This is a genomic window from Erysipelothrix enhydrae, from assembly GCF_035066605.1.
GTDB classification, from domain to species: Bacteria; Bacillota_I; Bacilli_A; order Erysipelotrichales; family Erysipelotrichaceae; genus Erysipelothrix; species Erysipelothrix amsterdamensis.
On record NZ_CP125807.1, the window covers coordinates 756,271 to 770,558 of the forward strand.

Genomic DNA, 14,288 nt, shown 5'->3' on the forward strand with positions numbered 1-14,288 from the left:
TTTGTGAATTACACAAAATCGTGTCAGAGCACTGGCTTTATGGTAAAATAGTGAAGATGTAATACGATATAAACCAAGGAGTAAATTATGAATGTAAATGATTTTGATTTTGATTTGCCAGAGGAACTGATTGCACAAACTCCTGCTGAAAAGCGAAGTGAATCGCGATTACTTGTTGTTGATGGAATGAACTTAGAAGATAAACGCTTCTACAATATTATTGATTATTTAAATGAGGGTGATGTTTTAGTTTTAAATGATACCCGTGTTATCGCAGCACGTTTATTTGGTGAGAAACCGGAAACAGGCGCACATGTTGAATTATTAATTCTAAAATTTGAAGGAAAAACTGCCGAATGTTTGGTAGGAAATGCGAAGGTTGTTAAGCTAGGTACCGAATTAAGTTTTGGAGATGGACAATTAAAAGCGATTTGCACACACGTTGGTGATGAAGGACTTAGAAATTTTGATCTGATATTTGACGGGATTTTTCTTGAAATCTTAGATGAACTTGGACAAATGCCTCTACCTCCATATATTCATGAACGTTTGGAAGATAAGGAACGTTATCAAACAGTATATTCTCGTGTAGAGGGAAGTGCGGCAGCACCAACTGCAGGACTTCATTTCACACCGGAATTACTGGATGCAATCCAAGCCAAGGGTATTACCATTGCGCCTGTTACACTCCACGTAGGGCTGGGTACATTTAGACCTGTTAAAGTTGATAATGTTTTAGAACATAAAATGCACAGCGAAGCGTATACAATGACTCAGGATACAGCAGATATTCTTAACACTGCTAAGCGAGAAGGACGTCGAATTATTGCGGTAGGAACTACTTCTGTTCGTACATTAGAAACTGTTATGTCTAAATATGGTACATTCAAAGAATGCCAAGGTAATAGTGAAATCTTTATTTATCCGGGTTATGAATGGAAAGCGGTTGATGCAATTATTACAAATTTCCACTTACCGAAATCAACATTAATTATGCTAGTAAGTGCATTTATGGGTAAAGAAGAAATTGATCATGCCTATAAACATGCTGTCGATTCAAAATACCGATTCTTCTCATTTGGAGACAGTATGTTCTTGAAGGCACGTAATATTAAGTAGGAGATATTTATGGAACAAACAATGAATACAAAGCAGAGTAGTTTTACGCGGTTTAAATTATTTTTTAAGCAGGGGGACTATAAGTTTTTAGGGATTATCATCATGGTTCACGTTCTCTTAGGAACGATTCATCTTTTTGCCTATAACTCGCTTCACCCACTTTCAAAACTTTTAGTAAATCTTCCCATGATTTTTCAAATAGTTTTTGTCTCACTATATGGTCTTGTAGCATATGCAATTCCAGGTTACTTGATCGTAATAGCAATTAAAAATAAAAGTCGAATTTTAAAGAGTGTAGATTTTGCGCTTATCGTTTTATTTATGATTCTCTTTATAACCTTTAGCGTTCTATACATTCTATCGTTTTTTGAGTCAAGTCGCGTTGTATGGATGATTTATAGTTTTGTGAATCCATTAATGGGGACTTTTACTGAAAAACTAATGCGAATTCACTGGTCTTCGATTTTGTGGATAGTTTCTACAGCGGTTCCATCATTTGGTTTGCTTATTGGAATGTATATCCGTCTTAAACAGGAAGGGGTTGTAGAATGAAACGCACATGGTCAGCTTTATTGGTAATTCTTGCAAGTGCAATTGTTTATAAATTTCTAATTTCTGTTTTACCAACTTCTTTAGTAGGAATTGCGACTACTGTTTGGATGGTGTTGATGTTGGTAATTGGATACTTCTTAGCACCGTTACAAAAGAAAAACAATCGTTGGGTGGGAAAAGTAGTCCTATCTTTTGTGATTATTTGTATTTTTGGATATCGATTGAATCTTTTATCGATTCCTGAATTTACAACCTTACTCAATGCAGTCGGCATTACCGGAACGTTTTTAGATATACTCCTCATATATTGTGGATGGGCATTTTTTCAGGTTTAATAGAAATAAAGAAAACAATAAAGAAACAATCTTTATTGTTTTTTTATCCAACAAAGCCAAGAATTCGTATATCTAATTGAGATTGTTGTATAATTAAGTAAGAAGTCGAAATCGTGAAGATAAGGACTCATCAAGGAGAAATTATGATTGTATCAGGAAAAATTAGTGTTAAGGCAATTCTTAAAGAACGTAAACGTGACATTGAGTTTGTAGCAATTTTAGATAAGCACAATGACAAGGAGTCACGTTATGTAGAGCGCATTGCGGAAGGACTCAAGATCAAACGAATGTCCCGTGAAGAAATGGACGCGTTAGCCACAAATAAAACGCATGGCGGTTATCTCGTATCATGTGGTAAGCGAATCAGTGATCCCCTCAATTATTTACCAAAGCAAACACTTTCTTTAATGTGTATTGAAGGCGTGACAGATCCATTTAATCTTGGAGAAATTTGTCGAACGGTGGCTTCACTCGGATTTGATGGTATCATCACTCCAAGTTATGATTTTTATGAACATGAAGCCAAGTTAATTCGTGCCAGTGCGGGTGCAAGTGAATCGTTATGGTGGATGCAAAGTGATGATTTAAGTAGTGATCTAAAAGCTATCAAAGCTAAAAAAGTAGTAATGGCTGCTGCGCATCGTGGTGATGAGAGTGAATCTCTTTTAACTTATAAATTGCCAGATCGTGTATGTATTTGTTTGGGTGGTGCTTTACGTGGACTCTCAAAAAGTGTATTAGATATAAGTGATGTCAACGTACGAATTGATTACGATGCGCGTGTATCCTTGAGTAGTGTTGGGGCATGCAGTGTGTTTGCCTATGAACGTTATCGTCAATTGGAGGAGAAAAAATGAAAATTGCAATTGCACAATTAAGAGTTAAAGCAAATAATCCACAAGCAAATTTTGAAATGATTCAAGAAATCGTAGAAAAATCTAAGGGTAAAGCTGATCTGATTGTGTTTCCTGAACTTGCAGTCGGAGGCTACCTTGTTGGTGATCGTATGAATAACCAATCAAATATCGATGAACTGATGGCTTATAATGATCGTATTCGATTGTTGTCTGATGAGATTGGGATTGTCTGGGGAAATATTTATCATAAAAACGATAGACTCTACAATGCTGCTTTTTTCGCCTATAAGGGTGAATGGGTAGAGAGAGCGAACCACGAGTCTGCAGGTGTTTATATGAAGCATTTGCTTCCGAACTACGGTATTTTTGATGATAAAAGATATTTTGAACCAGGTGACCACAATTTTGAGCCGTTTATCTTTAAGGGTGATCGAATTAGTATTCAAGTCTGTGAGGACCTGTGGGATAAATCAAGTGATCTAAAACCGACGCAGTTAATGATGCAACACAGCCCAGACCTAATGATCAATATATCCTGTTCTCCATGGCATAAACATAAAGAATCTATGCGTCTTGAGGAAATTAGAAGACAGAACTTAGACATTCCATTTATTTATGTGAATGCGACAGGGATGCAAAATAATGGTAAGAATGTTGTGTTATTTGATGGTGGCAGCATGGTTGTGTCTTCTGAATCTGTAACGTATTTGGACGCTAATTTTAAACAAACTTTCGATATCGTCGATTTAAAAGACCAAGTAACAAATAAACCTAACTACGAAGATAAGATGTATCATGCTCTAATTTCAGCAATTCGTTATTTTGATGAAGAAGCACTATCTTATGGACCAAAATGGATTGTTGGTGTTTCGGGAGGATTGGATAGCAGTGTATCCATCGCCTTGCTTGTGAAGGCATTAGGAAAAGACCGAGTTGTTGGTGTCACAATGCCAAGTCAATTCAACCGCAATATTACCAAAAACAATGCATATCATCTAAGTAAAGTTCTGGGTTTTAAATTTTTAGAAATCCCGATTGCTGCAATGACTGATGCAACGGTTGAAAGCATGAAATTTGGTGCTTACTCAGATGTTACTGGTCTTGCTTTTGAAAATGTTCAAGCAAGACTGAGAGGGCATACGTTAATGACCGTTTCAAGTCTTGAAAATGGTGTTGTCATGAATAATGGAAATAAAATTGAGGTTGCTCTCGGTTATGCAACACTTTATGGTGATGCAATTGGTGCACTTGCTATCTTAGGTGATCTTACAAAGATGGAAGTTGGAATGATTGGTCGGACTTTAAATCGAATTGAAGGTCAAGAAATTGTCCCGGAGAATTTAATTCCCGTTGAATTAGAAAATCGCGTTGATTGGGAATTTGCGCCAAGTGCTGAACTTGCTCAAGATCAATTTGATCCAATGAAGTGGGGTTATCACGATTTATTGATTGACGAATTAATGCATGGTCGTTTGGGAATTGTTCTCAATTCATACCTTGATGGATCTATTTATGAATCTAATCTAGGGAAATACTTAGCCTCTTATGGTTTAGATAAAGGGGAAGCGTTTGTCGAAGATATTCAGTGGGTACTTAAGACGATGAATACTGCGGTTTATAAACGCGTGCAAATGCCACCCATTGTTATGGTGTCCAATTGCGCATTTGGCACTTCGTATCGCGAGAGTCAGTTGCAATTGCACCTTACAGAAACCGAACAAACTTTAATGAATAAAATTAAAAATTTATAATTTTAAAACCATCTATCTTAGGTGGTTTTTTCTTTTAAAAGTAATGTATACGTTTCTTTATTTACTACTAAAAAGAGTATATTGAAGAAATTGTTTACAAATTATACCAACATATATTATTCTTCAAGTGGAAATCAAGAGGGGGATAAATTATGAAAAAGAAAAAACACCTATTTCCGAAAGTAAGTCTTATGTCGTGCTTACTTTTAACAGCAATGCCACTACAAACAGCCTTTGCTGATTCGACAGATATTTCTGTGATTCCACTAATCGGTGAACAAGTTGGATTGCTCCCAGTTTTACCTGGGACAGGGGTACATGCTCAGGAATACAACAAAATGACTGATGCTTATAGTGAAAAATTGGTATCTCTAATTAATCAAAAAGTAAAGCCGTTTCTTATTAATGAACCAAAGGGGTACCAAAGTCTCGAAGCAGTGAATGAAGAGATTAACTCGATTGTAACTGAACTTAAAAATGAAGGAATGAGTCTTCAAAACATTCACCATATGTTTAAACAAAGCATCCAAAACCTAGCAATTAGAATCGGCTACAGAAGTTTTATTCAGGATGCTATGTATCTTGAAAATTTTGAAAGATTAACGATTCCTGAACTTGATGAAGCATATGTTGATTTACTCGTGAATTACGAGGTGAAACACCGTATCTTAGTAAAATATGAAGATAAAGTTAAAGGAAGAGCTCCATTAGAAGCATTTATAGTTCCTCTAAGAGATAGAATTCGTAGTATGAATGAAATTGCTGCAGAAGTAAATTATTTACCTGAAGCGCATGAGGATTTCTTAGTTTCAGATTCAACCGAGTATAATGAAAAGCTAGAGAACATCAACTTTGCTGTAAGTCTAGGGGTTAGCGAATTTATTGACTACTCCCGACTCGAAAATATGATGGAAAAAGAAATTCATCCACTGTATCTTGAACTTTATGCTATGCGTAGAAATCGCCAAATTCAAGTTGTAAGAGATGTATATCCAAACTTGGAACGTGCGAACGCGATTGTTGAATCCTTGAAGACAATTGAAGATACAAAACAAAGAGAGAAGAAACTATAGGAACTTCTTGAAATCTATATCCAAAGAAGTGGAGATGTTCGAAAACCAGATGTGCTCCAACGATTTATTGGAAAATATCGATCAGTAGTTGACGACGAAAAAAATAAACTTCAAGATTACTTAGAATCAGATATTTTTGATTCATATAGTGTGGATGGCGAGAAAATAAGAAATAAAGAAATTACACTCATCAATAGAGATGCATACTTATCTATGATTTACAGAGCTCAATCGATTTCGGAAATTAAGACGATTCGTGCAGATTTAGAATCACTTGCTAGATCATTCCAAAAAGAAGAAAGTGATTCTAAAGTAGAGCCGGAAAGTCCCGTTAAAGTAGAAAAACCAGTTGATAAAGAAAAACCTAAAGATCAAAAGAAGCCAGTCGATCAATCAAAACCCGAATCGAATTCAAAAGAAGGGTGGATTAAGAGAGATAATAAGTGGTTCTATATTGAGAAATCAGGTGAAATGGCAACAGGTTGGAAGAAGGTAGCAGACAAATGGTACTACCTCGATAATACGGGTGCTATGGTTACGGGTTGGAAGAAGGTAGCGAACAAATGGTACTATCTTGAAAACTCAGGTGCGATGGCAACAGGATGGAAGAAAGTATCAAACAAGTGGTACTACCTTGAAAACTCAGGTGCGATGGCAACAGGATGGAAGAAAGTATCAAACAAGTGGTACTACCTTGATAATTCAGGCGCAATGGCTACAGGATGGAAAAAGGTATCAAACAAATGGTACTACCTTGAAACCTCAGGTGCGATGGCAACAGGATGGAAGAAAGTATCGAACAAGTGGTACTACCTTGAAACCTCAGGCGCAATGGCAACAGGGTGGAAAAAAATAGCAAACAAATGGTACTTCCTTGATAAATCAGGAATGATGGTTACAGGTTCGAAATCTATTGATGGTAAAAAGTATACATTTAAGAACGATGGAAGTTTAAAATAGACGGGATATCCCGTCTGTTTTTTTATGAATTTATGAAATTATCATTTGTATATATATTTATACATTTTTTAAGTAAATGTATTGCACATTAAAATAAATAGGAATATACTAATAAATGAACATTGTTCATTATATCGATAATGTACAATTATATGTAATATTTTTGAAACATCTTTAATGTGAGGGTTAAAAAAAATAACCTAAACTTTGATGTGCTAAGATATGCATAGATAAGAAAGAGGTTAGTATATGAAACGAGTCCTAAAAAATTTAAAACCATTCTTAGGTGCAATACTCATTTCAATTGCGTTCTTGTTTGTCCAAGCTTTCGCGGATTTGAAGTTACCCAACTACATGTCTCATATTGTTAATGTTGGTATTCAACAAAACGGTGTTGAACATGCAAGTCCCGATGAAATAAGCAAAGATGGTCATGACTTAATTGTAGCGATATTGCCACAAGAACAAGGTCAAGCATTCTCATCATCGTATGAAATGAGCGGAGATCGATATGTTATTAAACAAAATATTGATCGCGAAGCAACAGATATTCTCGTAGGAGAAAGTGTTTGGACCTTAATGAATCTTGGTGAAGGTTCAGAATCGGAGATGCCGGCATTAAGTGGCAAAATTACCGATGATTTTGATATCAAACAAATGTATGCTCTAACGCCTATGTTTAAGTACATGGATCCAGCGGTTAAGGAAGCAGCATACACAAAAGCTGCAGGCATGGAAGACAGTTTGAAACAACAAACAGGTGTCGTTTTCGCAAAAATGTTCTATGAAGAACTCGGAAAAGATATTCCAACAATGCAAAATCAATATATTCTAAAAAAAGGTGGCGGAATGATCGGTATTACGATTATTGGTATGATCGCTACAATTGCAGTTGCATTTGTATCCGCTAAAATTGGATCAGGTTTTTCAAAGAATCTTCGTAAGGAAATTTTTGAAAAAGTTCAGAGTTTTTCAGCTGAGGAATTTGATAAATTTTCATCTTCGTCAATGGTAGTTCGAACCGTTAACGATGTAAACCAAGTTCAACAAATGATTACTATGGGAATTCGCATGTTCTTCTATGCACCAATCATGGCAATTGGGGGAATTATTATGATCTCTCAACGTGATACATCGATGACATGGATTATTGTCGTAACATGCGCAGCATTACTCTCATTTTTAGTTGTTATTTACTTTGTTGCGGTACCTAAATTTAAGGTTATGCAAAAATTCGTGGACCGATTGAACTTAGTGTTTAGAGAAAATCTAAGCGGTGTTATGGTTATCCGCGCATTTGGTAATAAAGATTTTGAGAATAAACGTTTTGATAAAGCAAACTCAGAGCGTGCTGATCTCGCACTCTTTATTAACCGTGTAATGTCGTTAATGATGCCACTGATGAACTTCCTCATGAATGCGACAATGCTTGCGATCATCTGGTTTGGTTCACATCAAATCGCCGAAGGAATTCTTCAAATTGGTGATATGATGGCGTTTATGCAATATTCAATGCAAATTATTATGTCATTCTTAATGATCGCGATGATGTTTATTTTTGTACCACGTGCAGTAGTATCATTGAATCGAATTAATGAATTACTCGATACTGAAAATACAATTCATGAACCAAATGAAGCAAAAGCATTTAATGCTTCAGACCGTGGTCTTGTTGAATTTGAAAATGTAGACTTTAAATATGGTGACGCAGACGAATATGTTCTTCACGATATTAACTTTGTCGCAAAACCTGGTGAGACGACCGCATTTATCGGATCTACTGGTTCTGGAAAATCCACCCTAATTAACTTAGTGCCACGCTTCTATGATGTAACTTCAGGTACGGTTAAGGTAAATGGTGTTGATGTTAAAGATGTATCGACTCATGATTTACGTGAAGAAATCGGTTATGTACCGCAAAAAGGTGTACTCCTTACTGGAACTGCAAAATCAAACCTCGTTTACGGTAAAGAAGATGCAACGGATGAAGAAGTCACAAAGGCACTTGAAATCGCACAGGCAAATTTTATTCTAGATAAAAAAGATGGGCTTGATTATGAAATTGCTCAAGGTGGTACAAACGTATCAGGTGGACAAAAACAACGTCTAAGCATCGCAAGAGCACTTGTCAAAGATGCTTCAATCTTTATTTTTGATGATAGTTTTTCTGCTTTAGACTTTAAAACAGATCAACTCTTACGTAAATCAATTCATGAGAACTTAAACCATGCAACACTGTTAATCGTTGCACAACGTGTAAACACAATTATGGATGCAGACCAAATTATCGTTTTAGATGAAGGACGGATCGTAGGTAAAGGGACTCATAATGAGTTATTGAAATCTTGTCCAACATACTATGAAATCGCATCATCACAATTATCGGAGGAGGAATTAAATTATGAATCAAAATAACGCTTCAGTAAAACCTTCGAAACCAGAAAATTCTAAAGCAGTTCTTAAAAAAATGATTGCACTGATTAAGCCCTTTAAAGTAAAAATGATTATAGTTATAATCTTTGCATTATTATCAACCATCTTTACAATTGTTGGTCCAAAAGTTATGGGACAAGCAACGACCGTTTTATTTGAGGGATTAATGGCTAAAGTACAAGGAGTTGGTTCGGTTGATTTTGAAAAAATCAAAGGGATCGTATTATGGCTTCTTGGAATCTATCTTGCTAGTTTACTCTTTAGCTATATTCAAGGATGGATTATGGCACGTATTTCACGTGACTTAACATACGATCTTCGTAAACGTATGCATGAAAAAATCGAAAAATTACCCTTGAAGTATTTTGATGGAACGACAACAGGAGAAGTTCTGTCACTTGTTACAAATGACATCGATGTAATCGATCAAAACTTAACAAGTAGTATTACTCAAGTTATTACCTCCATCACGACCATCGTAGGGATTCTCTACATGATGTTCTCGATTAACTGGCAAATGACCTTAGCAGCATTATTGGTACTGCCACTATCTTTTGGACTCATTTTCTTTATTATGTCGAAATCACAAGTATTCTTTAGAAATCAACAAAAATATCTGGGATCACTCAATGGGCATATTGAAGAGATGTATGGTAGCCATGTTGTTGTGAAAGCATACAATGGTGAAGCACGATCGATTGCGGAATTTGATGATCACAACAATAATTTATATGATGCAGCTTGGAAGAGTAGTTTCTTTTCCGGGATGATTCACCCAATTATGAACTTCGTGGGTAACTTCGGTTACGTGGTAGTAAGTATTCTTGGAGGATATTTTGCATCAGGAGGAATTATCAGTGTTGGGGATATTCAATCTTTCATTCAATATATGAGAAGTTTCATGAACCCGATTGCGCAATTGGGTAACTTATCCTCTACGTTCCAACAATCTCTTGCTGCTGCGGAACGTGTCTTTAACTATTTAGAAGAACCGGAAGAAGTTGAAGATGCAGAAACAGTTATTGATGTAAGTAAGGTAGAAGGTCATGTATCCTTTAAAAATGTGAATTTTGGATACGATACAGATGTTACAATTATCAATGACTTCAGTGCTGATGTTAAACCAGGTCAAAAAATTGCGATTGTAGGTCCAACGGGTGCTGGTAAGACGACTATTGTTAAACTCTTGATGAGATTCTATGATGTAACGTCTGGAGCCATTAAGATTGATGATCATGACATTCGTGATATTAAACGAGAGGATCTTCGTAACCTAATCGGTATGGTTCTTCAAGATACTTGGTTGTATAGTGATACAATTAATGAAAATATTCGTTATGGTAAACTGGATGCTACGGATGAAGAAGTACATGAAGCTGCAATGAAAGCTCAAGTTGATTACTTCGTACGAACTCTACCAGAGGGATATCAAACAGTTCTTAATGAAGAAACAACGAATATTTCTCAGGGTCAAAAGCAATTATTAACGATTGCTCGAGCAATTCTCGCCGATCCGAAAATACTTATCCTCGATGAGGCCACTAGTTCCGTTGATACACGAACAGAAGTACTTATTCAAAAAGCGTTGGATGTTTTAATGGAAGGACGCACAAGTTTTATTATTGCGCACCGTCTATCAACAATTAAGAATGCCGATTTAATCCTTGTTATGGATAAAGGTGATATTGTTGAAAAGGGAAGTCATGATGAGCTCCTTGCTCAAAATGGTTTCTATGCAACACTTTATAACAGTCAATTTTCAGAAGAAGACTAGGGAAAATCCCTAGTCTTTTTTTATAATCGAGGCGAATGGATAAAAAAATGAGAACCGGAGTTCTCATTCAAAGTAATCTTGGGCAATAACACCTGTTACTTCTGGAATTTCATCCATTAGTAAAGCCTCTACGCCACCTTTTAAAGTATAGTCGATTAATCCACAACCAATGCAAGCTCCAAGGAGTTTAACGGTCACAACACCGTTTTCATCAACACTAACAAACTCCATGTCACCACCATCACGTTGGATGTAGGGACGAATTTTATCGAGGGATTCAATAATGCGTTCTTCTAGGGTCATGATGGTATCCTCATAAAGTATAGTAATGATGCAGTTATAAATCCGAGTAAAAATCCCCCAACGACCTCAACCCATTTATGGCCGAGGACTTCTTTTATCTTTTGTCTATAAATTGGATTCTCTAATGTTGTTTGAGTTAAGACTTCAATATCTTGAATTAATTGTTTTGTTATTTTAATATTCTGTCCGGCATAGTAACGTACATTCGCAGCATCATAGATCACCGTTAATGAAAAGACAAGTGAAATGAAGAAATATTGCGAAGAAAATCCAGACTGGTAGCCAAGCGCAAGTGTTAAACCAATAACAAGAGCGGTATGGGAACTTGGAAAGCCACCACTTTCAAAAATCATACTTAAGTTCTTTTCGCCTGTTTTTAAATAGTGGAAAAATGGTTTAAGAACTTGAGCTAAAATATTTGCAACAAGTGCAGAAATAATGGGGTAAAAATTATCGCTCATGTGGTCACCTCTTCGGAAGTTATTATATCATACATTAGATACTGTGTTATAATAACAATGTTATTGAGGTAGAGATTTATGAAAAGAATGTATATGAACGGACAGATTGTTGAGGGGACCATTACAGGAATTCAACCTTATGGAGCCTTTGTCTCAATCGATGAAAATACAACTGGATTAATTCACATATCTGAGATTTCAGATGATTTTGTGCGTGATATTCGCCAATTTGTGAGCCAAGGTGAACGTATCATTGCGAAAATTATTGATGTGAGCGAAGGACCACATCAATTACGACTCTCGTTGAAAGCATTGAATTACTCTTCACGTAAAGATCGTCAGTCAAAAGATCACAAGAGACCTTTAGTTCCAAGTGATACCATTGGCTTTGAAACGCTTGCGGATATGATGCCTCAGTGGTTATCGGAAAAGGAGAATCCAATGATTAGAGTAGATTTAAAACATGCTTTATTAGAAGAAGATGTATTAAGTTATCAAGACGAAGTGAGTCGTATTCATGATATGATTCATTCACGAAGCGGTAAAGGTAATGATTACCTGGGTTGGCTTGATTGGGCAGAACGCTATGATGTTGAAGAATTTGCACGTATTAAAGAATGTGCAAAACGAATTCAAGATCGAGCTGAAGTTTTACTTGTTTGTGGAATTGGCGGTTCTTATTTGGGAAGTCGTGCTGCGATTGAAATGATTCAAGGCCCTTTCCCCAAAAATGATTTAGAGATTATTTATGTTGGGAATACATTCTCATCAACTTCTGTAGTTCGTATTCTAGACTATATTAAAGATAAAGAAGTTGCATGTAATGTAATTTCCAAATCCGGTACTACAACCGAAACAGCATTAGCATTTAGAATGATTCGTCAGTTTATGGAAGAAAAATATGGCGATGAAGCTTCTAAACGAATTTATGCTACGACGGATAAAGAACGAGGATTATTAAAACCGCAGGCAGATGCCAAGGGATATGAATCGTTTGTAATTCCAGATGATATTGGTGGTCGTTTCTCAGTGATTACTCCTGTGGGCTTGTTACCAATGGCAGCAGCAGGCTTAGATATCGATAAGTTTATGGCGGGTGTCAAGAAAGCAACATTTGAGTTAAATAATTCTGATTTATCTTCTAATCCTGCATATGTATACGCAGTCGTGCGTCGTATGCTTGAGAAAAAAGGTAAAACGGTGGAAATGTTCGTAAGTTATGAATCACATCTTGTGTTTCTCGCAGAATGGTGGAAACAACTCTTTGGTGAATCTGAAGGGAAAGATGGGAAAGGCTTGTTACCTGCAAGCGTAAATTTCTCAACAGACCTTCATTCAATGGGACAATTTGTTCAAGATGGGAATAAAATTTTATTTGAGACTGTAGTTCTTGTGGATAAACCTATTGCCGATATGGTCGTTCCGACTGAATCGGATGACTTAGACCAAATGAATTATTTGGCAGGGAAGAGTTTGCATTGGATTAATGAAAAAGCATTTGAAGGAACTTTAGAAGCACATGAAGTAACGGGTGGTGTGCCCAATGTTCTTATTCATATTGATGAAGCAAATGAAGAGAACTTAGGTTATACGATGTACTTCTTCTTTAAAGCACTTGCAATGTCGGTGTATATGTTGGATGTGAATCCATTTGATCAACCCGGTGTTGAAGTTTATAAGAAAAATATGTTTAAGCTTTTAGGTAAATAATAAAAAACCACCAGATTTGGTGGTTTTTTATTATTTATGATTCCATTCGAATTACACTTGAAGGGAATATTTTAATTAAGGACAGGCACAATTGCCTTAATTAAACCTTTTGTTGAAAAAGGGAGTTGTGTTTAATCGATAACTTAGATGAGATTAAACGATTTGAGTATTAGAATCAATCATCCTACCAAAGATGATATCATACTGAATTAAATCAAAATCTAATTCACATAAATATTATATAGTAGGATTTATTATGTGAATCAACAAAAGGTTGAATTCACACACAATCGACTTCTATTTGTATCGTGTTAAACACTTAAAGAGTGAATATGTGAAAATATTATTAAACTTCCACAAATTTCATGACATAGCTCGTCCTTAAGATTATTGTTGTTGCTTCAACTCGGAACTTTTTGCGAGTGAAAAATCAATATGGCAGTAGCCTCCAGGATGGACTTCAAGATAATCTTGGTGCTCTTCTTCAGCTCTTGTAAAGTTTAATAGTGGTAGCACTTCAACCGCTAAGGGTTTTGAATAGTGCTCTTGATATGTTGTTAACAGCGATTCAAGATGTTCTTGATCACTTTCCTGTTCATAATAGATCCCAGTACGATATTGTGTCCCAATATCATTACCTTGTTTGTTGAGGCTGGTAGGGTCTATAATTCGAAATAAGTGACTGACGATTTCATCAAGTGAGATCACTGCATGATTGTATTGAATCATTACAGCTTCTACAGCACCTGTCTTTCCCGAACAAACTTCTTGATATGAAATGTTCTCTTGATTACTGTTTGCATAACCAACTGCCGTATTCTCGATACCTTTTAATCGCTTATAGTATTCTTGGACACCCCAGAAACACCCTCCAGCAACAAATATTGTACGTAGTTCTCGTGTGTATGGATTTCTCATTGTAGTACCTCCTATGTTTAAACGATACCATAATTAAGGTGT

At 36.0% G+C, this 14,288-nt stretch carries 11 protein-coding genes and 2 pseudogenes; 10 read left to right on the top strand and 3 right to left on the bottom strand.

The features are described 5' to 3' along the window. The first annotated feature begins 87 nt into the window (after positions 1-87). The 8 genes and pseudogenes from queA to LLS04_RS03810 all read left to right on the top strand — a co-directional run bounded on the left by queA (position 88) and on the right by LLS04_RS03810 (position 10,854). Positions 88-1,119 (top strand): tRNA preQ1(34) S-adenosylmethionine ribosyltransferase-isomerase QueA, encoded by a 1,032-nt coding sequence (gene queA / locus LLS04_RS03775; RefSeq protein WP_003775974.1) that lies wholly within the window; start codon positions 88-90, stop codon positions 1,117-1,119. A 9-nt stretch (positions 1,120-1,128) separates the two neighbouring features. Further along, positions 1,129-1,671, top strand: a complete 543-nt coding sequence (locus tag LLS04_RS03780) for a hypothetical protein (RefSeq protein ID WP_323612013.1) — start codon at positions 1,129-1,131, stop codon at positions 1,669-1,671. Continuing rightward, a complete protein-coding gene (locus LLS04_RS03785) occupies positions 1,668-2,006 on the top strand; it encodes a hypothetical protein (protein ID WP_013852443.1) in 339 nt (112 codons plus the stop codon). The genes LLS04_RS03780 and LLS04_RS03785 overlap by 4 nt, the downstream gene beginning before the upstream one ends. A gap of 143 nt (positions 2,007-2,149) precedes the next feature. After that, on the top strand, positions 2,150-2,863 hold the full coding sequence (locus LLS04_RS03790; protein WP_013852444.1) for a TrmH family RNA methyltransferase: 714 nt from the start codon (positions 2,150-2,152) through the stop codon (positions 2,861-2,863). Next, on the top strand, positions 2,860-4,614 hold the full coding sequence (gene nadE, locus LLS04_RS03795) for an NAD(+) synthase (protein WP_323612016.1): 1,755 nt from the start codon (positions 2,860-2,862) through the stop codon (positions 4,612-4,614). Before LLS04_RS03790 ends, nadE begins: the two co-directional genes overlap by 4 nt. A 152-nt stretch (positions 4,615-4,766) precedes the next feature. Further along, a pseudogene (gene spaA / locus LLS04_RS03800) lies at positions 4,767-6,647 on the top strand (surface protective antigen adhesin SpaA). A gap of 249 nt (positions 6,648-6,896) precedes the next feature. Then, on the top strand, positions 6,897-9,062 hold the full coding sequence (locus tag LLS04_RS03805; protein WP_323612017.1) for an ABC transporter ATP-binding protein: 2,166 nt from the start codon (positions 6,897-6,899) through the stop codon (positions 9,060-9,062). Beyond that, positions 9,049-10,854: an ABC transporter ATP-binding protein gene (locus tag LLS04_RS03810; protein WP_323612018.1), complete on the top strand. Its 1,806-nt coding sequence runs from the start codon at positions 9,049-9,051 to the stop codon at positions 10,852-10,854. Before LLS04_RS03805 ends, LLS04_RS03810 begins: the two co-directional genes overlap by 14 nt. A 63-nt stretch (positions 10,855-10,917) precedes the next feature. On the opposite strand, the gene LLS04_RS03815 is transcribed toward LLS04_RS03810, so the two are convergent. Together LLS04_RS03815 and LLS04_RS03820 are read right to left on the bottom strand one after the other, a co-directional pair. Then, positions 10,918-11,157, bottom strand: coding sequence for a NifU family protein (locus LLS04_RS03815; protein ID WP_003775957.1), 240 nt, complete (start codon positions 11,155-11,157; stop codon positions 10,918-10,920). Continuing rightward, positions 11,154-11,618: a divergent PAP2 family protein gene (locus LLS04_RS03820; protein WP_003775955.1), complete on the bottom strand. Its 465-nt coding sequence runs from the start codon at positions 11,616-11,618 to the stop codon at positions 11,154-11,156. Before LLS04_RS03820 ends, LLS04_RS03815 begins: the two co-directional genes overlap by 4 nt. A 93-nt stretch (positions 11,619-11,711) precedes the next feature. On the opposite strand from LLS04_RS03820, the pseudogene LLS04_RS03825 reads away from it, so the two are divergent. Then, positions 11,712-11,987: pseudogene (locus tag LLS04_RS03825) on the top strand (S1 RNA-binding domain-containing protein); the annotation flags it as partial. A 72-nt stretch (positions 11,988-12,059) separates the two neighbouring features. Next, positions 12,060-13,328, top strand: a complete 1,269-nt coding sequence (locus tag LLS04_RS03830; protein WP_323612133.1) for a glucose-6-phosphate isomerase — start codon at positions 12,060-12,062, stop codon at positions 13,326-13,328. Positions 13,329-13,715: 387 nt separating this feature from the next. Here the strand turns inward: LLS04_RS03830 and msrA are convergent, their stop codons facing one another. Continuing rightward, the gene (gene msrA, locus LLS04_RS03835) at positions 13,716-14,246 is read right to left on the bottom strand and encodes a peptide-methionine (S)-S-oxide reductase MsrA (RefSeq protein ID WP_323612019.1); all 531 of its coding nucleotides are present in this window, start codon (positions 14,244-14,246) and stop codon (positions 13,716-13,718) included. Positions 14,247-14,288 lie beyond the last annotated feature (42 nt).